Here is a 26,619-nt window from a genome sequence, read left to right on the forward strand (position 1 = left end):
CGCCGACGGCCCTGTGGCCTGCGAACAGACAGGGCTGGTGACGACGGCGATACTTGTTCAGTGTTGCCTTAAAGGAGGCGTGAGTCGGGTGGGTGTGCTGAGCTCGCCACGGTTCTGTATCGTAGATTGCTGGTGAAGGAGGGTTCCCTCGGATTTTAGTGAATGGTTTGCCTTCGCCCCGTCGCGGACATTTCTTTTACCGAAAATCGCCAGCACCATTCGCGGTTATTCTGGAAAAATCGCCTTCGATAGTGGGATGGTCAACGACGTTGCTTGCTTTCGTGTAAATCAGGAGGCCTTGTCCACGAGCAGCTTGCAAAGTGTGCTAAGTAAAGGCAAAAGGATTTTGACAGCTCCAGACGGGTTAGGGGGATAGTTTGAATCGAAATGTCGTTGTGCCCGGGCGATCCCGTTGGCGTCGCACGGTTGCGTTTGTCGCATTGGCGACCGCTTGCCCCGGAACCGCCGGTGCCACGGATGGGCCAGTCATTCCGCCGGGTTTTCTTGCGTATCCACCATACAACGGCTTTGTCTTCGAAGCGGTCCACTTGCTGCCTGCGCGTCATGATCATTTACTTGTCGATGAAGTGGACGAGGACGTGCTGGGACATGCAATGAGCGATATACGGCTTGCCGCAGCCGCGTCCTATGACGACGAAACCACGCAAAACAAACAGCGGGACGAGGAACACGAAAAACAGGCCAAATTGATAGCAGTCCCAGACGTATTTACTGCCGAGGTCAAGGCCATGCAGGCAGCCGCAAATGGCGACGCCGCGTACATGATCGGCAAAGACCTGCCTGAGGCGATTCGACTCTATACAGCCGCTGCCGTGGACTTTCATATCGCACGACCCGTGGCAGTCACGCGACCGGATCCCTGGACCAAACCGTTATCCCTCGGTCCCTTGGATACCGAGCAGCTGACTGCGCTGGACAAAGCCATTCCGCGCTTTCAGGCGGTGCTTGATCTGTCCGACGCGGCAAAACGGCCACGTGCTGTGACGGCCGCTTACATGCTTGGCCGGAGCTATGCTTTGCATGGGGATGCGGCCATGGCGGAAAAGGCTTTCGTGCTGACGCGCACGCTGGCGCGTGCCGGAATGCCGGACCCGGGCGGTCTTGCCGTGGCGAGCTTTGGTGATCAGGCGCGCCTGCGCCGCGCACAAGGCGACCTCGCCTCGACGATCGGCCTTTACGCAGAACAGGCGGTGCGCGGATCAGAAGAGGGCATCGCGTCGCTCAAATGGGTCGCGCAGGCGCTGTATCAGGACCAGGACGGTATGGCCAAAGTCGAAAACATTCCCCTCGGGCAACGTCTGTTGATCGCTTATGCGTTGGAATTCAATGACGATGGCCGCGTGCGCGAATACGTCTACACGCCGGGCGGCCATCCCTACGGTAATGTAGACAATGGCGCGATGGATCGCATCGTGCAAATCGCAAAGCAATGGCCAAGGGAAAAAATTGCCTACCCAGACCGGCTGGCTGCCTTGGCATATCGCGTGGGCGACTTCGATTTCACGCGCACGCTCATCGATGGACAAAACACAGCGCTGGCTTGGTGGCTGAAGGCCAAATTGCTGGTGCTGAGCCATAAGCTGACAGATGCCGAGGCTGCATATAAGAAAGCTGTGGCGATGTCTTCGACCAACATCGATCCAAATGGCCTGTCGCCATTCAATCAATCTGCGGCGTGCCTGGAAATGACTCAGCTCGAGCGTGCTCGCGCTGAATTCATTCCGGCCATGCGCGATCAGGTTATTTGCGATAGGAAGGCTATCGGGGTTGCGGACGACAATGGTCTGACGACGTACTTGGCGGAGCGCGTGTTGACCACGGCGGAGTTGCGGGACTTCGTCGTAACGTTGCCGCCGGATCCTGCGCTCAACGCAACCCGGGTGAACGATAACGACAGCTGGAGATTGCACTCTGCGTTAGCCAAGCGGTTAGTAAGAGAGGGGTATTACAAGGAGGCCATTTCATATGCGAATGCCGTCTATGATCTTCGTGTCTCTAACTACGACTCTTCTTTTGATACAGGTTTGAACGTTAGCCTCAAAACCCAGCGCGACTTTATCCAAGCCTACGCCACTGCTTATGACCAGGTTGAGCATGGATCGTCAGCGGTAGTTCGCGGTGCGGCGTGGTATCAACTGGCTCTGCTTACGCGTGTTGAGCACGATCAGGTCATGGATCATGACTCTCCTCATAACGGCGAGAAAGCCACGCCTAACTATCCAGGAATATCTGCGAGTGAACTCGTTCGGCTGAAAGAAAACTATACGACACCCGATCAGGAGCATCTGCGGTGGTATATCGCATTCGACGAAGCGCTGAAAGCCGCAGCGCTGATGCCACCTCGATCACAGGCCTATGCGGCCATCCTGTGCCATGCCGCGCATTGGATGAATCAGGCCCCGCCCAAGGCCATAGACAATCATGATCCGATCGCCGGCCTTCATAAAGCGTGGCAGCTTTACGTGAAGCACGGCGCTTATGTACTTCGAGCCAAGAAATTCGGTTACCAATGCCCTGATCCGGATTTTGAAACGGCGGCAAAACCACTATGGCTGCATCGCATGAAGAAGTTGACAGCGCGATTTCATGTCCATCCCCTAACGGCAGTCGCCGGAGGCGTGAGCTTGCTGCTGCTTGGGTTCCTGCTGGGCGGTCGGCTACTCAGGAAAAGGGTACGACAACCATCCGCACCGCCTTAAGCCGGGGGAGATGGGCCACGCTAGAAGTGCGTTTACGTTGCGATGTGGCTGTGGGCCGCGCCTTGCCATTTCACTCTCTTCAAAGCACCTGAATCTAGCGGAAGGAATGCCATGAAACTGCTGGTTGGCTGGACAATGGCCGCGACGCTGCTCCTCTTCGGCGCTCACGCTGACGCGGGAGGCGCGCCCGTAACTGACACCACTAACAAGAAGGCTATTTCCGAGCCTGCAATGTCTTTGATTCCAGGGATTTATATTGCCGATGATTGGGGGGAAGATCCCAGCGCTTTTGCTGTGCGCATTAGCGAGGTGAGGGGAGATGAATTCAAAGGCACCATCGAGGTTGCCCGATTGGACAATTCGGGTGAGCTCGTCCGTGAAACATCTAGCCTGACTGGTGTTCTGGGCAAGCAGCGCGAAGTCAATTTTGGTGTTCATGTATTCGAACACCGGCGTCGCGCCGCTGACCATGAAACTCCAGAGTGGGCCACTGCAGAGCAGGATGAGCGGTCTGGAGGGCAATATGAGCTCAACGGGCTTCCGCTTGTACTGGACGCGGCCGCGCGATGTATCCGGGAGCAGCCATGCCACCTTTGTCTTGAGCACGGAGAACTCATACCAGCAGATTTTGGCGCGATACAGTGAGATATCGTCCTTCAAGAAGCGGTTGCGGGCTGATGAAACGTCTTCCGCAATCTCGATGACGGCCCGGTTAAACGACTACATAAAAAATACCGACGTATGGCTGAGTACGCCGCAAGGGAATGATCTTGAGATGATCGAGAACAAGGCACGCGCCTTATACGCCGAGCAAAGGAGGGTTACTTCCAGTATTTCTCCTGACAGGGCGGCAGCGGCCGTTATTGCGATCCAGATCGAAGCTTACGAGTCGCAGGCGGAATACATCAGCAGAGCGCAAGAGAAACAGGAGGACTTTCAGCGTGGTTCTTGGTTCTTCCTTGACTTGATGTTGCAGAAGTCCTTTTGTACGGATGGGACCTCTACCAATCTGGGGCGGGACGTATCGCCAAGCTGCGATGGATTGCCAGCGCTTCATGCGGCCGCTGAGCAGCGTTGGAACAAGGTGCATCAAGAGCAATACAAGCTTTTTCAACGTCGTCAACGTGTACTCGAGGCACTCGACTGCCTCAGGAGGGCTGCCGAGATTCCGATGGAGCCAACCCAAGGCATTCCGCCTTCTTGTGGGAAATTTATGCTGCTGCCAAAATGAGCGGCGCTAACTTTGCATCCCTTCGGTAACTGGGGACGAGGAGCGCCGGGCACAGTACCGAGAGCTGCTGCGGAATTCATTGGGGTCCTGGCAGTTGGTTCCAACGCCTAAGAAGTCCGCCACTTGAAGCAGACACAATGGCTATCCGCACCCTTCTGAAAACCTTGATCCTCCACACACAAAAAGCCAAGCCATGGCGAAGGGCGTCATCCTCGTCCCGGTATTCCCTGTCCAAGGTGCAATCAACATGAAATTCCGTGACCTAGAAAAGTCAGCGCTCCAGTTAAACGAACTCTACGAACAGTTTGAAATCAAGAGGTGGGGGCGTATCTGGACCACGACGGAACTTGCGCTGGGATTTGTGGGCGACGTGGGCGATCTGGCAAAGCTGATCCAAGCAAACGCTGGCATCCGAGACATTGATGATTGCAAAGCAAAACTTGGTCATGAATTGTCAGACTGTTTATGGTCGATCATTGTTCTTGCAAATAAGTGTGGCATTGATTTGGAAGCGGAGTTTGTCAGAAACACCAGAGAGCTGGCCGCATATGTATCCGGTGAGCTTGGCTCGTGAGAAATTTCTTGCTTTTCCATTTGGGACGCGTCGTGATGCTCACAGTCACGTCAGGTCGGTATCCTGCCCGCAAGGACTGCACGCAACCCCCAGAACGTATTCAACCGGCAGGGATGGCTGTGCTTGTAACTTTGTGGGCTGCATTTGCTGTGTCCAACAACCTTCGCTGATAACCATTTTCGCGTTGTCCGCTTCTGACGCCGAAGTGAACGTTATTCAACCGTTACGAACTGAAGAAACTGGAGTCCGCAATGACAATTGGCCTGCTGTCGTTTCTTTTGATATCCCTGCTGACAGTTGCCGTTAGCGGAGCGCAGGCACAGGACGTAAAATCGCGCCCTTCAAGGGATACGCTCATCTCGTCGATCGACTTGTCGCAGTCTCTCAGCACCAAATCAGACTGGCGTTTCATGGCATCGCAAGGTCCCAATGTCACCGATCCAGTGACGATGGATTCGATCCCGGGAAAAATTCGGCTCTGCGTGACCCGCGACAAGGGAGCATCGTGTTCTTCAGATCTGGATAATGTCTTGCGCCTATCCTCGGGAGCCGACGATTACTCCGATCCGCATTATTTGACCGACGTCCGAATCGTGCATCCCCGTCCTGACCGGCCACTTCTCCTCATGCAGGTCGCCAGTCAGCACTCTGGCAACAGCAATCAGCGTCTGGCAACCGTGGCGCTTGCCTATGACCGTGAGCAAGATGGCTTCACACTCGTCTATAAAAAACAGACAGGCAGGAATAACAGTCAGGAAATCCGTTATATCGCGGATGGCCCGCTGGCGGGGGCCATCATTTCTGCTGATCCGACCAGCGATGCGCCCTTCGGCTTCTGGATCATTGTCGAGAGGCTTGGGTCGACTGGTGGATACAAACAAATTTTGCGTTATCGCAGTGCGACTCGATACGGCGACGGCAACCCGCTTGCCGTCATTGATTCGGAAATGCCGGAGATACTGCAGAAACTCAGCTTCTGGCATCCTGGCATGAAGCTACCTTTGCCTGCTGGAGAATGCGCAAAGCCGCGGCTGGTCGGTCAGGAGTTGTGGTGCTAATTTAGATTCGGCCTGCAAGCATGTAGGCTTCACGCCGCATCTTTACGCATGCCGGCCTCATGCCAACTCATCAACAGCGTACGCGTCTGCTCCTGCACCGCGGCCTTGATCATCGCGCTCTTGTCAGCATCGATTTCCTTCCACTCCAGCAGTTCCAGGCAAGCGCCGGGTGGGTAGTAGAAGGCGAGCACCAGACCTTTCAGGGTCAGCATGCGGATACGCGTGATGGCATCGTTGGGCCGGGTATGCATGATGCGTGCGAGCAGCGACAACAATAGCTTGTTGATCGGCTCTTTCATTTTCTTGCGCAGCATTTCCGAGGCAATCTGGGGCGATTCGCCGGCCAGCTCCCGCCCGACCAGGCGCCCCTTGAAAAGGTGTGGCTGCACCAGCACGCTGTCCAGCGTGGTCACCTGCATGCGCAGATAGGCTTCGACCAGCGTTTCGACGTCGGCATTGTTTTTCAGTGCGTCCCTGGCGTGCTTTACGGATGGCGCATAGCGTGCTTGCAGATCTTCGGTGATGTATTCGGCGCAAGCCTTATATAGACCTTCCTTGTTCTCGAAGTAATACTGCAACGCCGGCGCATTGACGCCCGCGGCTGCCGCGATGTCGCGCGTGGAGGCGTCCTTGAAGCCGTGTTCGCCGAACAGCTGGATGGCTGCATCGATGATGCGCTGGCGCGTTTCGTCGCCGCGCGCGTAGCCGCTGGCGGTGGAGCGCCGAAGGCGCTTGGCTTGAGTCATGGCTTGAGTCATCCGATTTTTCCTCTCTGCCATCAAGATAGCATTTGACAAAATTATACCGGTTGGAATAAATTTTCCAGCTGGAATAATTTCAAGGTCGATGGGCATGCCTCCTTCCAACACCAGCGCATCGGGTGATGCGCCGAATGGCGCTGTGCCGCGCCGGAAAGTGCCGCGTTTTTTGCTGCCGGTCGCCATCCTGCTGGGCATCGTAGGGCTGGTCGCACTCGGTTATTGGTGGCTGGTGGGGCGCTTTATCCAAAGCACCGACGATGCCTACCTGCAGGCCGATAGCGTCACGGTGGCGCCCAAGGTCAGCGGCTACGTCACCGATGTGTATGTGGGCGATAACGCCAGCGTGAAGGCGGGCGATCCGCTGGTGCGCCTGGATGCTCGCCAATATCAGGCGGCCTTGGATCAATCCACGGCGACGGTGGACGCACGGCGGGCGGACGTCGAGCGCGCGCAGGCAGGCATCAAGCAACAGCAGGCGGCCATCGAACAGGCGAGGGCGCAGTTGCAGGTGGCGCAAGTCAGCGCCAGGCATGCGGAGGATGAAGTGCGCCGCTACGGGCCGCTGGCGAAAAGCGGTGCGGAGAGCGGCGACCAATTGTCGGTGCTGATCAGCAACCGCGACCAGGCGAAGGCCAGCGTGGCCGCCGATCAGGCCGCGCTCGACCAGGCGCAGGCGCGCATGGTCGATCTCCATGCGCAGATTGCGCAAGCGCAGGCGCAGCTGGAGGCGGCACAAGCATCTACCAAGCAGGCGCAGCTGGATCTGCAGGACACGCTGGTTCGCGCCTCGCTCAGCGGCCGTGTCGGCGACCGCACCGTGCGCGTGGGCCAATACGCCCAGCCCGGCACGCGCCTGATGACGGTGGTGCCAGTGCAGAGCATCTACCTCACCGCCAACTTCAAGGAAACGCAGATCGGCCGCATGCGTGCCGGCCAGTCGGCCACCGTGCACGTGGATGCGTTGCCCGATGCCGACCTGCATGGCGTGGTCGACAGCTTCGCGCCGGGTACCGGTTCGCAGTTCGCGCTGCTGCCGCCGGAAAACGCCACCGGCAACTTCACCAAGATCGTGCAGCGCGTGCCGGTGCGCATTCGCATCGACACCGACGAACAAACGCGCAAGCGGCTCGTGCCGGGCCTGTCGGTAACCGTGGACGTGGACACGCGATCGGACGGCCACGCGCAACAACACGTGGCGGATAACCAGCATGGCTGAGGCAGCCGCCACGCCGGCGCATCATCCCGAGCGCGCCAGCGTTTCGGATTGGATCGCAGTCGCGGCCGGCTCGCTCGGCGCGTTGATGGCGACGCTGGATATCTCGATCACCAACTCCGCCCTGCCGCAAATCCAGGGTGAAATCGGTGCCACCGGCACCGAAGGCACCTGGATTTCCACCGGTTACCTGATGTCGGAAATCGTGATCATTCCATTGGCGGCGTGGCTCACGCGCGTGTTCGGCCTGCGCAATTTCCTGCTTGGCTGCGCGGTGCTGTTCATCCTGTTTTCGATGATGTGCGGCATGTCGCATACGCTGCTCATCATGATCATCGGCCGCATCGGCCAGGGTTTTACCGGCGGCGCGATGATCCCCACCGCGCAGACGATCATCCGCACGCGCCTGCCGATGTCGCAGTTGCCGATCGGCATGACGGCGTTCGGCTTGATCGTGCTGCTTGGCCCGCTGCTCGGTCCCGTGCTCGGCGGCTGGTTGACGGAGAACATCAGCTGGAGCTGGTGCTTCTTCATCAATCTGCCGGTATGCCTTGGCCTGATCACGTTATTGATTGCCGGTTTGCCGTCGGCGCCCTTGCATCTGGAAGCGCTAAGGCAGGCTGATTGGCTGGGCATCGTGGGCTTGTCGGCCGGCTTGAGTTCGCTGACCGTGGTGCTGGAAGAGGGCCAGCGCGAGCAGTGGTTTCAATCCAGCACCATTATCTGGCTCAGTGTGGTGTCGCTGATCGGCATGGTGCTGATCGCCATTTCGCAGTTCACCGCCAAGCGGCCGGTGATGCGCTTGAGCCTGCTCAGCAATCCGCGCTATGCCAGCGTGATCTTTATCGTGATGGTGGTCGGTGCGGCGCTGTATGGCGTGATCTATCTGATCCCGCAGTTTCTTGGGCTTGTATCGGGCTACAACGCCGAGCAATCCGGCTGGGTGATGCTGATATCCGGCGTGCCGGCATTCATGATGATGCCGATCCTGCCGCGCCTGCTCGGCAAGATGGACTACCGCGTGCTGGTCATCAGCGGCCTGTTCTGTTTCTTCGTCAGCTGCATGCTGGACATTCACCTGACCGCGCAAAGCGTCGGCCACGATTTCGTCTGGTCGCAGCTGGTACGCGGCGCCGGACAGATGCTGGCGTTGATGCCGTTGAACCAGGCGTCGATGGCGGCGGTGTCGCGCGAGGAATCCGGCGACGCCGCCGGTATCTACAACATGGCGCGCAACCTTGGTGGCTCCATTGGCCTGGCGATCATCGGTACCGTGATCGACCGGCGCAATACGTTCCACGTTGCGTCGATCCGCGAATCGCTGTCGGCCAATTCGGTGCTCGGCCAGGAACGCATCGCGGCAAGCGCGGCGAACTGGTTCGCGCGCACCGGCGACATGGCGTATTCGAAGATGCGCGCGCTCGGCCAGCTGGCTGCGCAGATCCAGCAGCAGGCGCTGGTGATGACTTTTTCCGAAGTGTTTTACGTGCTGGGAATCGCCTTGCTCTGCTGTATTCCACTGGCGTTGTTGCTTAGAACCCCGCGCCATCACGCGCCGGTCAGCGAAGCTCATTAAGGGTTTTTGTCATGTCGATGTCTTGCCTGCGCTATGCACGCATGTCCGGTTTCGCACTGCTCACCGCCATGGCCGCATTGTCCGGCTGCACGGTCGGGCCGGATTATCACGGCGCGCCCGAGGTTGCCCCTAGTGCGGCGCATGCCAGTGCCTTCGTGCGCGCACCGGCGACTGGCATCACCACGGTGGGACATGCGCCCAGCCGCTGGTGGGAATCGCTGAATGATCCGACCTTGAATGCGCTGATCGACCAGGCACTGAGAAATAATCCCGACCTGCATGCCGCGCAGGCGCGCCTGCGCCAATCGCGCGCCCAACTGCAGCAGCAACGCGCGGCGGACATGCCGAAGGTTTCGGCCGATGCGGTGGCGCTGCGCATGCGCCAGCCGGATCTCTCCAGCTTGCAGTCCTCCCAGCAATCGTCCAGCAATACGTCATCGAGCGGACAAACCACAAACAGTTCGCATGGGCGTGGTCCGCTGCAGTTCTACAGCGCAGGGTTCGACGCCTCATGGGAGCTCGACCTGTTCGGCGGCACGCGTCGCGCGATCGAAGCGGCGTCCGCGCAAGCCGAGGCCGTCCACGCGGACCTGGCCGATACGCAAGTATCGCTGGCGGCGGAAGTGGCGCAGGCATATATCGATTTGCGCAGCCAGCAACAGCGGCTGTTGCTGGCCGATCAATCCGCGCAATTGGAACAGAAAACGCTGGACCTGATTCGCCAGCAGCGCGAGCGCGGCGTGGTCACGGATGCCGATGTAGAACGGCAGACCGCGCAAGTGGAAAACACCAAGGCCACGCTGGTTCCGCTGGACGAGCAGATCACCGAATCGCTCGATCAACTTGCGGTACTGACCGGCCAGGCGCCCGGTGCACTGGATCGCGAACTTGCTGCACCCGCAGCGTTACCCGCCATGCCGGCTTCGGTGCCGATCGAGGACCCGGCTACCGTGTTGAAGCAGCGCCCGGATATCCGGGCCGCCGAACGCCGCCTCGCGGCAAGCAATGCGCAAATCGGCCAGCACGAAGCGGATCTGTTTCCGAAAGTATCGATGATGGGTTTTATCGGTTCCAACGCCGGCGATCCCGGGCATTTGCTGCGCAAGAGCGCCTTCACCTGGCTGGGCGCGCCTTACCTGCAATGGGATGTGCTGGATTTCGACCGCACGCGCGGCAGTATTCGCCAGGCGGAGGCAGGCCGGGATGAGGCTGTCGCGCGTTATACGCAAACCGTGCTGGCCGCCTTGCAGGATGCCAACAACGCACTCTCGCGCTATGGCCATCAACGCGAAAGCGTTTCACGCTTGCAACAGATCGAAGCCTCGGCCGATCGTTCTGCCGGCTTGATGCGCCAGCGCTATGGCGCGGGTGCGTCATCGTTGATCGATCTGCTGGATACGCAACGCGTGCAGTTCAGCGCACAGCAAAACCTCGTGCAGGGCAGGGCGGAACTGCTCAAGGATTTCGTATCGCTGCAGAAGAGTCTTGGGCTCGGCTGGATTTCTGCGCCGTAGACGCTACGCGAAGCACAGGTCAGACCGATAGGCCTCATCATGGCGCGTGAGGTTTTTGTGAAAAGCATGGCGGTTGCCGCACGGTGACCATCAATGCGAACATGCCTGCCAGTGTCTCCGGGGGACGGGGCAAGTTTTCCGCTGTGCAATGCCAGGATGATGAATGCCGATCGGCATTTTGCGTTGTCGCCGGCTTGCTTGCTCCGAATGGCGGCATGCACACGATGGATGGCGTCATGGTGACGATGCAGGCATGGCAACCTGCGCATCGCTGCACTTTCCCTCAGGCTCACTTGAAGACGGTACAGGGTGGGCCACTACGATGTTGCTTGGCACGAGCTTGAATCGAAGCAGTCGGTTCGACCTCGGCGTGCGGTAGGGACGGTAAGTGACGCAGGGGGAGCTGTATGTCGGTGATTCAAAAGATGGCCGAAGGCGAAGGGGCGGTTCCCTTGCGCCGTGCGCCTTCGCCTGGCATGAACACACACATTGCCACGCGCTTGATGCAACGCTTGCACGATGGCCCGGCACAACTGATGGCACTGGCATTGTTGGGGCTGGATCACGCCAGGCACGCCCAGGCCGCTGTCGATGCAGACACGCTCGATGGTATTCGTACGCAGGTCAGCGAGGCCTTGCGTACGACGCGGCAATTGCTGGACGAGTGGGGCAGTGCCTTGGCGGCGGAGACGCCGGCATCGTTCGATGCGTCGCTGATCAACCTGGCCTGTCGGCTTTCTTCTTTTACGGGCCTGGCGCTTGACATCGATTGTGACGATCCGGTTGCCGATCCGCCGCCGCCAGTCGCCTTTACCGTGCTGCAAGCCGTGCAGGAACTGTTGCTCAACACGTGCAAGCACGCGCCCGGCGCGAACGCAGAAATCGCCTTGTCCGCACTACCGAACGGCTTCGAATTGACCGTGAGCGACAACGGCCCAGGGTTTGATCCGGTCACCATCTATCAGCGCCCCAGCAGCGGCCATGGGCTCGGCTCGATGCCTGAACGCCTCGCCGGTGTCGAAGCCACCTTCCACTTGCAGAGCAGCCCCGGTGCAGGCGTGCATGTCTGCATTCGCTGGCCCGGGGATTTTGGCGAACGGAGCTGGCCGGGCAAGCGCACGGTACGGCTGCCTGGCGGGATTGCCTCGCGATGAAAATGCGCGTCGTGCTTGGCGACGACCACGCCATGTTGCGTGACGGCCTGGTCGCACTGCTGCAGCGCGAGCCGGACATCGACGTGCTGGGGCAGGCGAGCCATGGCGTGGATCTCCTGCGCCTGGCCAGAACCTTGAATCCCGACGTGGTGGTTGCCGACGTCGCCATGCCGGTGATGAACGGCATCGAGATGACGCGGCGGATTCGCAGTGAACGGCTACCGTGCAAAGTGCTATGCCTTTCCGCCAGCGCCCAGCCCAAGCAAGTGTTGATGGCGATGGAAGCCGGAGCATCCGGCTATGTGCTCAAGGACAACTGCTACGACGAACTGGCGCGCGCCATTCGCCACACTTGCAACGGGCAGGTTTTCCTAAGCACAGAACTGGTAGCGCCCATCATGAACGCATATCGCGGCGAAAGCGGAGGCCGCGCGGCATGGACACCGCCGCCCTTGACATGGCGCGAGCGCGAAGTCACGCGGCTTTTTGCGGAAGGCTGCTCGACGCAGCAAGTAGCCGATCGACTTCATATCAGCGCCAAGACGGTAGCCACGCACCGGTCGCATGTGTTCCGCAAGCTCAAGATCCGCAACGTGGCCGAATTGACTCGTTACGCCGTGAAAGAAGGCATGGCGTCGCTCGATTGAGCCCTTCTTTGCCCCAATCTATGTAGCCATGCCTGGCTCGGCAAACCGGACATCAATATCAGCATTTTGCTGATAGGGACGTGCGGACGGGCAACGTTATCTTTCTTGCATTGCCAGGATCTGAGTGCGAGGAGGGGCGTTTTGGGGATCAAGTCAACACGGAATAAGTATCGCCATGGTCATTTTCGCGTGCCCGCCTAGCAGGACGTTGGACCATGCCATTGCATTGCCTTCTTGCTGCCATTGATGTTCGCCATGATTACTTCGCCGACGGCCACGCGCGCCATCTGCTGTTTCTGCCGCATAAGGACACCTTGGCGTTTCTGCGTCGTTTCCGGATCCTGCAGCACGCGAATGGGTACAGTCTGGCGATCATGGCGCCCGAATCACAGCTGCTGGAACTGTGGAGCGAGCGCATGGATGGCGGCGAGCCGCGCGTGCTCCGCTTCGATGTGCATTCGATGGACGCGGCGTGTGTTTACTACACGGGGCTGGTCGGCACGCTGCCGCATCGGGATGAGGACGGTGCATTGCCCGCAACGCTGCTGCCTGCACCGGCTGCTGCGACGGCGCCCTGGGCGACGGTCGCGGTGCAGGTGGATGCCACCGGCAGCAATGATTTTCCTCGCTGGTTATCCAGCCTCGGCAAGACGTATCGCCTGCGCATGCATGCTCGCAGTACCATCTGGAAATACTTGCTGACCGGTGATTGGGGCGGCCGCATCTTGTCGATCGTCGATCAGCGCGGCAAGGTGGGTTTTACCATTCCCACTCAGGAACGCCTGGCGAATGGGCAACGCGCCTTGGCTGCGCATTCCACCTCGCCCATTGCGTTGCGCGAGCGGCCGCTGCAGTGCTTTCAACTCTGCGACATAACCCGAGCTTCGGCACCGGTGCTGGTTCGGCGATTGCCGGATGCCACGCCCCAGCGCCTGCAACACCAAACAGTGCATGGTGACTCGGCGCATGTATCGGAAATCCTGGTGCCATAGCCGGCATGGCATTTTGAGTTCCGGTCAGCGGCAGGATTAATGGCGCCTTATCAAGCCTGGTCAAGTTCACGCCATCGCAACATATGACACTGCAAAGTCGTGACGAAACGATTCACGCCACGGCGGTCGGGTGATGTGTTGATTTCCATGTCGTTCTGCTTCCCTTCGCATCGATCAGCGAACCAAAGCAAGCATTGTTCTGTGCCAGGCCGGTTTTCCACTCGCGGGCGGCACAAGACGGCAAGACCGACGCCGCCATCGCGTGCGGCCATCGAATCTCGAAGTATTGCGCCGGTACTGGAAGGCGGGCGTGAGTTTGCGTGCAGTACGAGGGCGGCAGATCCCTGAAAAGCGATCTGCCGCGTAACCCTTTTTGCCCCTTTCCTCGAGGAGGAATCTTCCATGCGTTCCTATCAACGTTTTGCTTGTGCAGGCCTGAGCGTGCTGGCTATTGGGCTGGGTGGATGCCAGGGCTACGTCAAGAAGGCCGATTTCGATGCAGCCATCAACGACCTGCGTTCCAATCAACAGAAACAGCAGCAGGAAATCGACAGCCTGACGCAACAGATGCAACAGCGTTTCGCGCAGTACGACGCGAAGATCGCGGAACTGAACGGGCGCATCCGCGTCGATGCCGTTTCGCACTTCGCCTTCAATAGTTCATCGTTGCGCGATGAAGACAAACCGATGCTCGACGATTTCGCCAAGATCATGTCCAAGAACTATCCGCAGGCCGTGATCACCGTGGAAGGTTTTGCCGATCCTGCCGGTGGCCGGGCCTACAACAAGCGGCTGGGCCTGAAGCGCGCGGACGCGGTGCGCGACTATTTGGTAAGCACCGGCGGCATGTCGGCCGACCAGATCCGCACCGTCAGTTACGGCAAAGAAGCCGACCGCCAGGTGCTGAAAGGCAAATCGGGCGATGGCGCCGAAGCCAACCGCCGCGTGACGCTGGTGGTGGATTTCGCCGGTCCGCCGACGCAAGCTGCACCGCAATCCCCGCCGCAGTCGCAGTCGTAACACCATCAGTGCATGCAGGTTGGGGTAAGGCGTGGCCGAACCTCAACCTGGCGTGCCAATCATGGACATGCCGGAGTACGGGGTAGGAGCCTGGCGCGAGCAGGGGAATGAGCATGGGCAAGAGCTACGGCGAGGAATTCATCCTGCGTCCGGGCGCGAAACTGCACCTCGATCGCATCGATCCTTCCTATCACGGCAAGCACAAATCCCACGAAACGGCGGCGCCGGCGATTGCAGAATCGCTGGCGCAGATGAAGCGGCTGCAAGAGCTGCTCTACGCCGATGCGAAGCAGTCGTTGCTTATCGTGCTGCAGGGGCTCGATGCTTCGGGCAAAGATGGCGTCATCCGGCATTTGTTCAGCGGCATGGATCCACAAGGAACCTGGGTATACGGCTTCAAGCAGCCGAGCGCCGAAGAGGGCGCCCATGATTTCCTCTGGCGCGTTCACCAGCATGCGCCAGGGAACGGCCAGGTGGTTATCTACAATCGCTCGCACTATGAAGACGTGCTGGTGGTGCGCGTACACAAGTCAGTGCCGCGCAAGGTATGGTCGAAACGCTACGAGCTCATCAACGATTTCGAGAACATGCTCACCGCCCACGGCACGCGCATTTTGAAGTTCTATTTGCATATCAGCCCCGAGGAACAGCTCGAGCGCTTCAAGCGGCGCCTCGACGATCCGGCGCGGCAATGGAAGATCAGCGAGAGCGACTATGCCGAGCGCTTGCTGTGGCCGAAATACATGGACGCCTATAAGGAAGCGATCGAACGAACGAGCACCAAGCGGGCGCCATGGTTCGTCATTCCGGCCAATCACAAGTGGTTCCGCGATCTGGCGATCTCGCAAATCATTGCCGACACCATGAGCGAGATGGATTTGAAGACTCCGTCGCCGCGTGTCGACCTGTCGGCCATCCGCAGGAAATATCACGCCGCTGCCAACGAACAGCAGGGCGGCTGAGGCGCAGCCGAACTCCCACATGGCGTGTAATAACAGGATGTCGGGGTTCGCTCCCGCGCGCTCCGGCCGACAGCGAGCGCACTTGGCGCGCTTTACTTGCGCTGCCATTTAGATCGTGACAAATTGGCATGAATTGCGCTGCCGGGGAGGGCCGCCATGGATATCTTGGGCTGGATCCGCGATCAACTGAATGATTTCCTTGGCCTGGGACCTCTGCTGGACATGTTCGCGTCCGGCAACTACCAAAACCTGTTCACCATAGACGGCTTCGGCAAGGCCATTGCGCCGATCATCCCGCTGTTGCTGGTATTCGAACTCATGCGCGGCATCGTGCTGCGTCAGGCCAGGCGCGAGGACTACCAGGTTCCGCTTTTGGTGATGGTGTTGAACCGCTTCATCGGTAACTTCCTGACCATCGCCATGGTTGGCCTTTGTATCGGCGTGTTCCATCGCTTTGCGCCATTCCAGGCGGGGCTTACCTGGTACGGATTGCTGTATGGCTATGTGGCATGGGAACTGGCCCACTTCGTGTATCACTTCCTGGCGCATAAGGTGCGCCTGCTGTGGTGCTTGCATTCCACCCACCATGCACCGGTGGCGATGAATCTATCGGTGAACTTTGCTCATATTTTTCTCGAAGGGACCTATGCCGACTTTGTGCGTACGAGCATTTGCATGCTGCTGGGCGTGAGTCCGCCACTGCTGGTCCTGATCATGATCATCGACAGTTTCTGGGGCAGTTTCATCCATCTCGGCGAGAACGTTCTGCGCGAAGGAAAGCTGGGCATGTTCTATCGCGTCGTGCTGACGCCATCGCATCATCGTGTCCATCACGCACGCAACGTGCTCTACATGGATACCAATTTCTGCAATCTGCTGCCGATTTGGGACCGCATCTTCGGCACTTACATGGAAGTGCATGCGGACACCCGCATTGAATACGGCATCACGCGGCCCGTAAGACGCTACAGCGTGCTTGATGCCTACCTGGGTGAATTCTGGTTGTTGGGGCGGGACGTATGGCAGGCGCCAGGATTGCGCAACAAGCTGTTGTACCTGGTGATGCCGCCGGGCTGGAGCCATGACGGCGATCATCACACGGCTAAAGCGGCCAAGGCGGCGCTGTTGACGCAGTCGGCAGCCGGGACGCGCGTGGAGGCCGGCGCTTAGCAACTTCCAGCCGCCGCAACAGTTGCCGTTCGGCGAGCACAAAATCCTTTACGCCGGTCTTCGATGCGGGATTGCCGATGCTCGGCGCCGGCGCTTGTCACGGCGCGCTGGCCGCACCCTCGACCCAGCCCTCTCCCGGCAGGAGAGGGATTTGGTTCAAGGCCGAACGGTGGACATCGACGGCGGCGCGTCATGCGGATCGGCACCCCAGGCCTTGCTGGGTTGCGGTCCCATCGTAAACACCAGCGCGCCGCCGTTGGCGATGTCCGCATGGCTGAACCACGGTTTGGTCCACGGCTTGCCGTTGAGCGTGGCGGATTGGATGTACATGTTCTCGGCCGAGTTGTTCTGCGCAACGATCTGGAAGACCTTGCCATTGCCCATATGGATGCGGACGCGGTCGAAGATCGGGCTGCCGAGGATGTAGTCAGGCGTGGAAGGGTCGACGGGATAGAACCCCATGGCGCTCAGCACGTACCACGACGAGGTCGAGCCCTGGTCGTCCATGCCGGGATAGCCGTAGCCGCTGGCGTCGCTGCCATACATTTCAGCGAGGATGCGGCGCACGAGCGCCTGTGTTTTCCAGGGCTGGCCGCTCCATGCGTAGAGATAGGCGGCCTGCTGGTCCGGCTGGTTTCCTTGCACGTATTCGCCGATCAGGCCCGTGCAATCGCGGCAGATGCCTTTGGCGGTGTAGGGCGTGGAAAAGAACGCATCGAGCTTGGCATTGAATGCGTCGCGTCCGCCGAGCAGATCGATCAAACCCTGCACGTCGTGCGGCACCAGCCATAGCGTGGACCAGCCGGAAGCTTCCTTCATCATGAAGTTGTAGTATGGCTCGCCTGGGTCGAACGGCGAAATCCATTTGCCATCTTCCGTGCGGCCGCGAAAGAAACCCACCGTGGGATCGAACACGTTGCGATAATTTGCGGCACGGTGCAGGAACATTTGTGCGTCGTCCACCTTGCCGAGCCGGCGGGCGATATCGGCCAGGGCGTGATCGTCCCAGGCGTATTCGAGCGTGGTGGCCACGCCCGCCTTGCCGCTCGCGTAGGGCGGGCTGGGATTGCCGGGTGGGATGATGTCGGAGATCCAGCCGTTCTTCATGTATTCGGCCAGGTAGCCGCGAGGTCCGTTTGGATCGGTGGCGTTTTTACGTAAATACGGATAGACGTCCGCATAGTCGAATGGGATGCCGCGCTGCCATGCGCCGTCGTAGAGGAATACCGCGTGGTCGCCGTGGAAGGAGGTGTCCATGTAGCCGCGTTCGCGTGCCCGGTCCAGCTCGGAACGCATGATGTCCTGCACCACTTTTGGTTCCAGCAGCATCAACAGGGTGATCTGGTTGCGGCCGGTATCCCAGAAAGGCACCGACCCATAGCGGTCGTAGCCCGCGACTTGCACGTTGCCATGGGCGTCGGTAAAGCGCTCGCCCTTGTGCGCCACCAGCCGTGGGCTGGCGAAGGAGTGGTACAGGGTGGAGTAGAACAGCATGCGCTGCTTCGGCGTGCCGCCGGTGACTTCGATGCGATCAAGCAGTCTTGCCCAATCGGCGCGTGCCCGGTTGTGCACGCGCGCGAAATCCCAGCCCGGGTTCTCCGCACGCAATCGCTGTTCGGCTTCGTCGGCACTATGGCCATGGGCGATTTTCATCAGCACCTGTTCGCCGTCTTGCGTGTCGAAGGTGACGTAGGCGCCTGCATAGCTGCCGGACACGGTGCGGCGATTGGCTTGCACGTCCTTGTCGCCGATGCCGAAGCCAGGGTGGTCGTGGTTGGCGCGGAAGGTGCCGAAGCGAGTGAACGGCCGCGAGAACTCGGCCACGAACCAATCGCCATCCGTGCCGTATTTCGAGCGCCCATTTGCGGAAAGACCACGAATGGTACGGTCGCCGACGACCTCCACGTCGCCGCCATCGCGACGCAGATTGATGATGACATTTGAGCGGTGGCTCGCAGGAAAGGTGAAACGCATCAGGCTGGTCTGCTGCGTCGTCGTCAATTCGACCTTGGTGTGGAACGTGGCCAGATCGACGGCGTAATAGCCTGGCGATGCCTTTTCGCTTGCCTTGTCGTAATACGACGGCGAGTAGTCCGGCGGCACTGTCCAGTCGCCGACTACCGGCATGATCATCGGCTCGGCGCGGCCGCCGTAGGTTGAGCCGCCGCCGGTGAAGCCGATCATCGTGGGGCGTGCATAGGCATAGGGTGCGGCGACGCCGGTGGGATAGCTGAGATCGACGTTGACGTTGACGGGTGATGCTTCGGTCGAGCTTTGCGGCAGGCTCGCGCCGGGCGAGGTCATGCCTGAGTACAGCGGTTCGCCTGGCGGTGGTGCGTTGCCGATCAGTGTTTGCTGGTCGAGCGGTGCGGTGCCTACGAGTGGGTTGGCTTCGTCGATGGGTGAGGGGGTGTTGCTGTTTTGCGCATTGATTGTGCTGATGCCGCCGAGTGTGAGGATCGTCAACGCGATAGGAAGAGCGGATATCGATAAGGCGCGACGACGAAAGTGCGCGAAAGATGGGCGCATGGTTTCCTCCGGTGTGGAGATGAAGATGTTTCTACGCTGCGGGGAACAACTCCCTCCCCTGCGACAGCAGGGGAGGGGACAGGTCTCAACCTCCATCGCCGAACTTATACGTGACACCCAAGTAATACTGCCGTCCCGCATATTCCAACTGGTACAGCCTCGCCGTGGTATCGCCACCCAGGTATTCGCGCGCCGTGGCGTGATTGAGGTTGATGATCGATGCGGTCACCATAAGATGCTTGGTGAACTCGTAATCACCATTCAGATCGAGCTGGCGATAGGGTGCCGTATAGATCGGCAGGCCCGACGACAAGCCCTGCATGGTCCGGCCCGTCCAATTGTTGGTGACGCGCAACAGCAGCCCGTTCTTTTCATAGAACAACGACACGTTCGCCGCGAACTTGGCGCTGCCGATCAGCTCCGACTTGCCTACCTGGGTGTCGCCGAGCGAAACAGGTGTTTCGTTGGTCTTGTTGAGCGTGTAATTGGCGATGTAGCCAAAGCCCGACTTGAACGTGTGCTGCGTGTAGATCTCCACGCCCTTGGAGGTACCCGAGCGGCCATTGGCATTGGTGCTGTACTGCATGAAGTTTTCTTGGGTGCCGCCGACGTTGACGTTGATGTTGTCGACGGTGACCGGCACGACGAAGTTCTTGACCTTCTTCTCGAACAGATCCACGCCCACGACCGATTCGGGCGCGTAATACCATTCGCCCGCCACGTCGAACTGGGTCGCCGTGAACGGTTTCAGGTCGGGATTGGCGCCGCTGCCGTACCAGCCCGGCAAGGGCGCGCCGAACTGCTTGCGGTCGTTGTAGTACGCCTGCGTGTTGTTGGTGAGGCTGCCCAGCTCGGCCAGGTCCGTGTAGTTGGCACGAGCCATCGCCTGCGACCCGGCCGCGCGGATCACGAAGTTGTTCGGCAGCGTCCAGGCGATGTTGAAGCTGGGCAGAAGCTTGTTGTAGTGCTTCCGGCTGGTGGCGTTGGAGAACGTCTCGATCACCGATTGTTCGCGCGGCAGATACTGGAAGTCGCCTGGCGCGCACGGGCCGCCGGCGATGTTCTTGCCGGTGGTGGGGCAGATCAGGATGTTGCCGTTCGCATCGTGGTAGTACACCGCGTTGTTGGTGGTGATGTCGTCGGCGACGGTGAGGTCCTGGCCCGTGCTTACAAAACGCAAGCCCACGTTCCCGCGCAGCGTGCCCGTATCGAAGTTCGCCTGCACATAGGCGGCCGAGATCTTCTCGCGGATCGTCGAGGTGTCTTGCGGCTTGTTGTAGACCACCCGGTCGTAGGTCGCGTTGAGGTAGTTGTAGTAGGCGGGGAAATTGATCGCCGGGAAGACGCTGTCGTTGTAGGCCCCCGTGTGGCCGTTGAGCATATAGGGCAGCAGAAAGCCTGCCGGCAGCTGGCCGGCATTCGGGTCGCAGGTCTGGAATTGCAGCTCGGTGCCCTTGCAGTACCAGCGCAATTCGTTGCTCTGCTGTTCGGCGCGGTTGTCGCGATACTTGATGCCGAATTGCAGCGATTGCATCCAGCTGTCGTCGAACGCCCAGGTGAAGTCCGCCTGCGCGAAATTCTGCGAGGTGCTGGTATTGACCATGTTCGAACCGGTCGAGCCAAGATCCACCTGGCCCGCACCGGCGAGCATGTTTTGCAGCACGTTCGGCGTAGCCGAGATGGTCGGCTTGCCATTCAAGGTCCACGCGGCGCCGTTGCTGCCGTCCACCCACTGGCCGTTGACGAAATTGCGCGGCTTGGCGGCCATGCCCAGCTCGATCGACGGGCCGCCCGTGGCCCACGTGCGGCCGACGTTGAACGTTCCGCTGAGGTTGCCGCCGCCGTCCCATTCGCCTTCGAGGTTGACGGTTTGCGAGGTGGCCCTTTCGACGGAGTAGTTGCCGTTGAGCCACGGTATCTCCGTGGAGCAGACATCCACCGTTTGCCGTTGCGCGCCGGTGACGGGGTTGGTCGTCGAGTTACAGCCGGTGCCTGCCGGCGGAAGCACGTAGTTCGCACCGGTGACGACGGTGTGCGACGGGTCGAACGTCAGGCCATTGGGCGCGAGCAGCCTGCCTTGCTGGTCCGCGTAGCTGCTGGTGGGCAGGCCCCATTCGGGTACCTCCAGCGTATTGGTGATCTGGGACTGGTCGCGCTGGAAGCGAAAATAGTTGCCCGTCAGCAGGAAATGGTCGGTGGGCTTGAACTGCATGGTCGCCTGCACGCCGGTGGACTTGAGGTCCAACTGGTTCCGGCTGGTGGAGAACTGCTGCGGCATCCAGTAACCCGAATAGGCGTTGCCAGCCTGGTCGGTGACGCCGCCGCCGGGCCATAGCGCGAGATTGGGCGCCACGTCAGCGCCGTACTGGTGATGATGTACGTCTACCGGCGGCTCGGTGCACTTGGAGAAATCGGTACAGTTGTTTGCCCACCAGTGCCAGCTCGAACCATTGGCCATGTAATCGACGTCCCGGCGCTTCAGGTAGGAGCCCGCGACGAGCACGCCGAAAGTTTGATCCTTGTTTTTCCAGGACCACAGCGCCGAGGCCTGCGGATCGATCTTGCTGCTGTTGTCGGAGCCCGCACCATTGATGGAGACGAAACCGTCGTTGGCTTTCATTTCCAGCGGCCGGCGCGTGTGCAGGTCCACGTTGCCGCCGATGCCGCCCTCGTCCAGGCGTGCCTCCAGGCTTTTATACAGCTTGATGTCCGAAAACATGTTGGCCGGTATCAGCGTGTAGTTGAACGAACGCGTGAGACCTGCCGAGGTATCGGCCGAGGCCACGTAGTTGCCGTTCAATTCGGTCAGCGTGAGTTCCGGCGCCAGGCCACGAATGCTGACGGTTTTGCCTTCGCCGGATTCGCGCGTGATAACCACGCCGGGCACGTGTGCCAGCGCGTCGGCAATGTTCTTGGCGGGAAACTGCGCGATGTTCTGCGCGTTGATGATTTCGACGATGGAGTTGGAATCGCGTTTGTCCTGCAAGTTCTCGTCGATCGACTGGCGGAAGCTCGAGACGACGACGGTCTGCAGGGTCGTGGGGCCGGTTTTGCCCTCGGCTTTTTCGGTCGCGGCGGTGGCTTGCTTGGCTTTTTTGGCGTTATCGGATGTTTGTGTCGATGGCGATGTTGTCGCCCCGCTGGTCGGTGGCGGCGATGTCTGCGCGGCAAAAGCAACCACGGGTACCCCCAGCCCACCACCCAAAGACAGGGTGGCCAAGGCGAGCGCGGTGTACAACGGCTTGCGTGTAAACATGTGTGGCAGGTAAATCATTTGCGTAATTCCCCTTTCTGGTTTGCGCGCTTCTGGAGTCGGCGCGGTCATCCCCCGTGGATCACGTACTGCGGCGGCGCGATTTCTGCTCTGGTTGTTTCCCTCCCTCCGGGTGTAGCTGGATCGATCTAAACATCGAGGCGCATGGCGACGCGGCAAGCCGGCCGTGGAATGCTTCAGGTCTACTGGTGTGGTGCGCTTGGCGCGCGGCTCTGGTGTCGCCACATGGGATCGCTGGTGCGATCGCTGTCGATGGCAACAGTTAGGACGAAGGCCGGCACGCATGCGGCGCGCAGGTCTCTCGTTACGGGAAGTCGGACGACTGCAGTTTTCATACGACAGCGAGCTCCCTACCTTTGCGGCGGAAAGCGGCCACACTCACGCGCGCGTGAACGCGTGCGGTCATGGCTTTTTTCCACCCTTCTTCGAGCCTATTCAGGCCTGCCGCAGCGGCGGCATCATCCTGAATCATCCTATTATTTGGATCGATCTAATTCTTGTGCTGCAAATTAATACGCCGTGAGCGCGAGATGTCACGCTGCATCGCAAAAAGCGTGTGCCCGACCAGCGGTCCGTAGGATTGAGCAACGGCTTGCTCGTGCGCGGAATTTCAATGCGCCAGCGCCTGTCGAACGGCTCGGCCAAAATCATCCAGCGCGAACGGCTTGGTAATGATCGCCATGTTCTCGCCCAGGAATTCGGATTGAACGGCGGCGGATTCGGCATAGCCGGTCATGAAGAGAACCGGGACGGACGGGTGGTCCAGGCGCACCAGTTCGGCGAGCTGGCGTCCATTCATGCCTGGCAGGCCCACGTCGGAAATCAACAGGTCGATGCGCGCCGCATCAGACAGGTGAGGCATCGCGGACGCCGCATCGCGTGCCGTCGTGACCCGGTAACCCAACTCCTCGAGCAAATAACTCACCAGGAATCTCACCTGGTCGTCGTCTTCGACAACCAGTATCTGCTGGCCTTCGCCCTTGGGAAGTTGCGTACCTGGATCGACGTGGGCAGCAAGGTGTTCCAGTGGCGCGACGGGAAGATAGAGCACCACCGTGGTGCCTTTTCCAAGCGTGGATTGCAGGTCGATATAGCCTTTGGACTGCTCCACGAAACCGTAGATCATCGACAAGCCCAACCCCGTGCCTTGACCCAGCGGCTTGGTGGTGAAGAAAGGTTCGAAGACGCGCTCCTTGACGCTCGGCTCCATGCCCACGCCGGTATCGGTGACTTCCAGCACCACATAGCCGGAAGGATTGGCGGCAAAACCTTCGCGCACATACGGAACGGCCGAGGCATAGCGTGTGGCGATGCGAAGCTGGCCGCCATCCGGCATGGCGTCCCTGGCATTGATGCTCAAATTGAGCAGGGCGCTTTCGAGTTGGTTGACGTCGACCATCGCCTTGTCCAACGACGGCGCCAGATTCACTTTGACCTGAATCCGTTCGCCCAACGTCTGGCTCAGAAGCAGATACATGGATTGAACGAGCGCATTGAGATCCACCGGCTTGGGATCGAGCGATTGGCGGCGCGAGAAGGCGAGAAGGCGCTGGGTAAGGCCCGCTGCGCGGTTTGCGGAATCGAAGGCGGCGCGGATCATCCGGTCGAGGTTATCCACTCGTCCGTCTTTCAGGCGCACGCTGATAATGTCCAACGCACCGATGATGCTGGTGAGCATGTTGTTGAAGTCATGGGCGATGCCGCCGGTTAGCTGGCCGACGGCTTCCATTTTCTGCGCCTGCCGCAATGCCGTTTCGCTTTCCGACCTCGCTTGTATTTCTGCTTGCAGCGCGGCCGTTCGCTCGGTGACCTTGCGCTCCAGCGTTGCGGCAAACTGTTGCGCGGCCTGCAAGGAGGCTTTGCGTTCGGTGACGTCGGTAGCAAGGATGTGAATGCCATCCACACGTCCGTCTTCCTGACGGCGGGGGATGTAGCGAATCTCGGCGACCCGTTGTTCTCCATCCAGGCGCAGGCGGCTCCATTCGATGCGGGTTTCATCGCCAGCCAAAGCGCGTTGCATCGCTTCCTTGCACGTTTCCCAATAGGGCGTGCCGAATATTTCTTCCACTGTTTTTCCAAGCATGCTGGCAGGCGAGACGCCAAACCAGGTTTGATGGGCCTGATTCACGAAGCGGTAGCGCAAATCCGTATCCACAAAGGCGATAAGAACGGGCAGGGCGTCCGCGATCAGGCGCAACTCTGCTTCGCTGTTGGCGAGTGCTTTCTGGCTGGCGGCAAGGTCAGCGAGGCGATCGCGGATTTCAAACTGCTTTTGCCGCGACCGCATAGCCGTGGCGACGGCACTGATAAGGGATGACGAGCTGATCGGACGTTCGAGTTCGATGCAGTTGATGACTTCGCGAGGCAGTGGCACGGTCACTGGAACATGGCCGCTTCGCACCGAACGAAGCACTACAAACGGCACGTCTGACCAGGTCGACTGACGTTGCAGCACGTTTCGAAGCGGTTCCGTGCCTTGCTTGAGTGCTTCTTGCGTAAGCAGGACGACGCCGGTGTCTTCGTCGATGTGTTCTGCCAAAGCCGCCAGATTCGGATAGACGGTGGTGTGGTAACCATCCAGGGTCAACACCTTTGCCAAGCTTTCCGCATCGCGCTCCCATGGCGCCACAATAAGCACTCGATAACCATGCGGGGCATCCCTATGCATCTCGACCTTCCAGCAGGGCATGCGCGGCGATATTGCCGATGAACTCCGGGGTTCCCGTAAGTACGCCCTGGAAGTCGGTCAAGGGTTCGCCCACCTGCAATCCCCGGCTGTCAATGCGAAGTTCGCGGATCGTTTCCTCGTGTTTACCGCTGCGGTTCTTGATCACGGATATGGCCTTTCGGATGCGGCCGCCGGCTTCAAAGAACCGAAAGAGCACGACCGCGTCGGCGATGTAGGAAACATTGAGCGGCCCGGTGTCCATGGAGCCCACCAATCCGAATTGAGGGTTGATAAGGAAGGTGGTAACGCCTGATTGATTCAGAAAGGCCAGCAGCTCATGCATTTGCAGCAATAGCTGTTTTTCCTCCGGCATGGCCGTCAGGTAACCGTTGAGGCTGTCGATCACCACGATCTTGCATGCCTTCCCCTGCACGGCCTGGCTGACGTGCCAGGCAAATTCGCCGGGCGACATCTCCGCCGGATCAACCTGCAAAACAGTCAGACAGCCGGCTTGGACATAAGGCTCCAGATCGATGCCCATGCTCTGCGCGCGGTTGAATAACGTACCGATGCGCTCATCGAACTCATATAAATAGCAGCATTCTCCGCGCGCGCATGCGGCGGCGATGTATTGAAGCGCCAGGGTGGTTTTGCCGGTGCCGGCAGGCCCCGTGAGCAGGGTGCTGGTTCCCCGACGAATGCCACCTCCGACCAGCGCATCGAGCTGAGTGATGCCGCTCGGGACCGGATCGTTGGAAAACGCGACATGATGTTGGGAAGCAATAAGGCGAGGATAAACCTCGACCCCGCCGGTTTGAATATTCACATCATGATAGCCGCGGATGAAGGTCGCGCCGCGCAGCTTTTGCACCTGCAGTCGCCGGCGTGCAGCGCCAAATTCCAAGGTGAAGCGTTCGAGCGAGATGACCCCGTGACTGAGGCTGTGCAGCTGGGTATCGTGCGCCGAGTGCCCGCCTGTCAGGTCATCTGTCAGTAGCACCGTGATGTGGCGAGGGGAGAAGTATTGCTTCAGGGCCAAGACTTGCCGTCGGTAGCGCAAGGGGTCCTGGGCAAGCAAGCGTAGCTCGGACAGGCTGTCAAACACCACGCGCCGAGGCGCGATGTGCTCGATCTTTTCCTGGATCAGCCGGATCGTTTCACCCAGCTCGACTTCCCAGGAATGAAGCACGGACTGGTTGCGGTCGTTGCCCAGTACGGTTTCCACCGAAGACAGATCGAACAGTTCGATGCCTTCCAGGTTCCATCCGTGCGACGCGGCCACCTCGATCAGTTCTTCTGCGGTTTCCGACAGGGTGATGTAGAGGCATCGCTCGCCGTGGCGTACCCCATCCAGCAAAAACTGCAACGACAAAGTCGTCTTGCCAGAGCCTGGCTGTCCTTCCAGCAGGTAAAGATGACCCGCCGGAAGACCGCCATGCAGGATCGCGTCGAGACCAGGATTACCGGTACTGCAGCGTGCGGACAAAGACATGACTTGCCTCGGTTCAAACACAGATCACAGATTGAAAAGCAATGGTTGTAACCGGAACCGTACA

The 26,619-nt window shown here is 59.7% G+C and carries 19 protein-coding genes; 14 read left to right on the forward strand and 5 right to left on the reverse strand.

The window, feature by feature from the left end; all coding sequences use genetic code 11:
* The first annotated feature begins 377 nt into the window (after positions 1–377).
* The 5 genes from V7M64_RS13030 to V7M64_RS13050 all read left to right on the forward strand — a co-directional run bounded on the left by V7M64_RS13030 (position 378) and on the right by V7M64_RS13050 (position 5,583).
* Positions 378–2,720: a hypothetical protein gene (locus tag V7M64_RS13030; RefSeq protein ID WP_333679614.1), complete on the forward strand. Its 2,343-nt coding sequence runs from the start codon at positions 378–380 to the stop codon at positions 2,718–2,720.
* Between the two features lie 111 nt (positions 2,721–2,831).
* Complete coding sequence (locus V7M64_RS13035; protein ID WP_333679615.1) at positions 2,832–3,365, forward strand: hypothetical protein; 534 nt, start codon at positions 2,832–2,834, stop codon at positions 3,363–3,365.
* Positions 3,319–3,951 carry a hypothetical protein gene (locus tag V7M64_RS13040; RefSeq protein ID WP_333679616.1) on the forward strand — a complete coding sequence of 211 codons (633 nt, stop codon included), beginning with the start codon at positions 3,319–3,321 and terminating at the stop codon, positions 3,949–3,951. The genes V7M64_RS13035 and V7M64_RS13040 overlap by 47 nt, the downstream gene beginning before the upstream one ends.
* A 247-nt stretch (positions 3,952–4,198) precedes the next feature.
* The gene (locus V7M64_RS13045) at positions 4,199–4,525 is read left to right on the forward strand and encodes a nucleotide pyrophosphohydrolase (protein ID WP_333679618.1); all 327 of its coding nucleotides are present in this window, start codon (positions 4,199–4,201) and stop codon (positions 4,523–4,525) included.
* Positions 4,526–4,776: 251 nt separating this feature from the next.
* Positions 4,777–5,583: a hypothetical protein gene (locus V7M64_RS13050; protein WP_333679620.1), complete on the forward strand. Its 807-nt coding sequence runs from the start codon at positions 4,777–4,779 to the stop codon at positions 5,581–5,583.
* A 29-nt stretch (positions 5,584–5,612) separates the two neighbouring features.
* Here the strand turns inward: V7M64_RS13050 and V7M64_RS13055 are convergent, their stop codons facing one another.
* Complete coding sequence (locus tag V7M64_RS13055) at positions 5,613–6,341, reverse strand: CerR family C-terminal domain-containing protein (RefSeq protein ID WP_333679622.1); 729 nt, start codon at positions 6,339–6,341, stop codon at positions 5,613–5,615.
* A 94-nt stretch (positions 6,342–6,435) separates the two neighbouring features.
* On the opposite strand from V7M64_RS13055, the gene V7M64_RS13060 reads away from it, so the two are divergent.
* The 9 genes from V7M64_RS13060 (at position 6,436) to V7M64_RS13100 (ending at position 16,592) form a co-directional block, all read left to right on the forward strand.
* Positions 6,436–7,560 carry an HlyD family secretion protein gene (locus V7M64_RS13060; RefSeq protein WP_333679623.1) on the forward strand — a complete coding sequence of 375 codons (1,125 nt, stop codon included), beginning with the start codon at positions 6,436–6,438 and terminating at the stop codon, positions 7,558–7,560.
* The gene (locus V7M64_RS13065; RefSeq protein ID WP_333679624.1) at positions 7,553–9,133 is read left to right on the forward strand and encodes an MDR family MFS transporter; all 1,581 of its coding nucleotides are present in this window, start codon (positions 7,553–7,555) and stop codon (positions 9,131–9,133) included. The genes V7M64_RS13060 and V7M64_RS13065 overlap by 8 nt, the downstream gene beginning before the upstream one ends.
* Before the next feature lie 11 nt (positions 9,134–9,144).
* Positions 9,145–10,647 (forward strand): efflux transporter outer membrane subunit, encoded by a 1,503-nt coding sequence (locus V7M64_RS13070; RefSeq protein WP_333679625.1) that lies wholly within the window; start codon positions 9,145–9,147, stop codon positions 10,645–10,647.
* A 407-nt stretch (positions 10,648–11,054) separates the two neighbouring features.
* A complete protein-coding gene (locus V7M64_RS13075; protein ID WP_333679627.1) occupies positions 11,055–11,801 on the forward strand; it encodes an ATP-binding protein in 747 nt (248 codons plus the stop codon).
* Positions 11,798–12,448, forward strand: a complete 651-nt coding sequence (locus V7M64_RS13080) for a response regulator transcription factor (protein ID WP_333679628.1) — start codon at positions 11,798–11,800, stop codon at positions 12,446–12,448. Before V7M64_RS13075 ends, V7M64_RS13080 begins: the two co-directional genes overlap by 4 nt.
* A 215-nt stretch (positions 12,449–12,663) precedes the next feature.
* Positions 12,664–13,440, forward strand: coding sequence for a hypothetical protein (locus tag V7M64_RS13085; RefSeq protein WP_333679629.1), 777 nt, complete (start codon positions 12,664–12,666; stop codon positions 13,438–13,440).
* Positions 13,441–13,842: 402 nt separating this feature from the next.
* Complete coding sequence (locus V7M64_RS13090) at positions 13,843–14,460, forward strand: OmpA family protein (protein WP_333679630.1); 618 nt, start codon at positions 13,843–13,845, stop codon at positions 14,458–14,460.
* A 113-nt stretch (positions 14,461–14,573) separates the two neighbouring features.
* On the forward strand, positions 14,574–15,422 hold the full coding sequence (locus tag V7M64_RS13095; RefSeq protein WP_333679631.1) for a polyphosphate kinase 2 family protein: 849 nt from the start codon (positions 14,574–14,576) through the stop codon (positions 15,420–15,422).
* 156 nt (positions 15,423–15,578) lie between these two features.
* Positions 15,579–16,592 (forward strand): sterol desaturase family protein, encoded by a 1,014-nt coding sequence (locus tag V7M64_RS13100; RefSeq protein ID WP_333679632.1) that lies wholly within the window; start codon positions 15,579–15,581, stop codon positions 16,590–16,592.
* 156 nt (positions 16,593–16,748) lie between these two features.
* Here V7M64_RS13100 and V7M64_RS13105 read toward each other — a convergent pair whose 3' ends face one another.
* The 4 genes from V7M64_RS13105 to V7M64_RS13120 all read right to left on the reverse strand — a co-directional run bounded on the left by V7M64_RS13105 (position 16,749) and on the right by V7M64_RS13120 (position 26,555).
* Positions 16,749–19,121: a GH92 family glycosyl hydrolase gene (locus tag V7M64_RS13105; protein WP_333679634.1), complete on the reverse strand. Its 2,373-nt coding sequence runs from the start codon at positions 19,119–19,121 to the stop codon at positions 16,749–16,751.
* An 85-nt stretch (positions 19,122–19,206) separates the two neighbouring features.
* Positions 19,207–22,395 carry a TonB-dependent receptor gene (locus V7M64_RS13110; RefSeq protein ID WP_333679636.1) on the reverse strand — a complete coding sequence of 1,063 codons (3,189 nt, stop codon included), beginning with the start codon at positions 22,393–22,395 and terminating at the stop codon, positions 19,207–19,209.
* A 610-nt stretch (positions 22,396–23,005) separates the two neighbouring features.
* Entirely contained in the window at positions 23,006–25,063 is a 2,058-nt protein-coding gene (locus V7M64_RS13115) for a PAS domain-containing protein (RefSeq protein WP_333679638.1), read from the reverse strand.
* Entirely contained in the window at positions 25,056–26,555 is a 1,500-nt protein-coding gene (locus V7M64_RS13120; protein WP_333679639.1) for an ATPase domain-containing protein, read from the reverse strand. Before V7M64_RS13120 ends, V7M64_RS13115 begins: the two co-directional genes overlap by 8 nt.
* Positions 26,556–26,619 lie beyond the last annotated feature (64 nt).

This window comes from Dyella sp., assembly GCF_036746095.1.
In the GTDB taxonomy this organism is placed as follows: Bacteria; Pseudomonadota; Gammaproteobacteria; order Xanthomonadales; family Rhodanobacteraceae; genus Dyella_B.